The organism is Streptomyces chattanoogensis, assembly GCF_001294335.1.
In the GTDB taxonomy this organism is placed as follows: Bacteria; Actinomycetota; Actinomycetes; order Streptomycetales; family Streptomycetaceae; genus Streptomyces; species Streptomyces chattanoogensis.
Map to the genome: position 1 here is coordinate 1 of NZ_LGKG01000063.1, position 455 is coordinate 455.

The 455-nt window shown below is 72.7% G+C and carries 1 protein-coding gene; it reads right to left on the reverse strand.

Going from position 1 to position 455, the window contains the following annotated elements; all coding sequences use genetic code 11:
* Window positions 1-183 precede the first annotated feature (183 nt).
* Window positions 184-455 (reverse strand): NUDIX hydrolase (locus ADL29_RS08990; RefSeq protein ID WP_211274278.1); only part of this gene is annotated, 272 nt, incomplete at its 5' end.

Genomic DNA, 455 nt, shown 5'->3' on the forward strand with positions numbered 1-455 from the left:
TGCCGGGGGTTGGCCCGGCCGCGGACCTGGCCGACCTGGACGCCGACCTCGTCGTTGCGGCTGGCGGGGTTGTTCGGGCCCTGCTGGATGTTCTTCCTGCCCATGTCGAACTCCCTTCGGGGGCGTTGATGGTGGACCGGACGGTCCCTGCGCCGGCACGTACGAGACGTGCCGTGCAGGCACTCAGCGGTCGAGTACGTCGCGGAGCAGGTCGCGGTGGGCGGCGAACACTGTGCCGCCGTAGACCGCCGTCAGGTGTCGCACCACGCAGTCGAAGTCGACCGCCGGCACCCAGACCGCCCGGCGGGCGTCGTCGCGGCCCTCGACGTCGGGCAGCACGTCGAACGTGCCGAGGTCGAACCGGACCGGGGTGGTGACCATCCACGCCTCGTCGCTGGCGCGCGGGTCCGGCACCACCCGGGCCGGCAGTGCCACGTACGGGTCCTGGGTCCGGT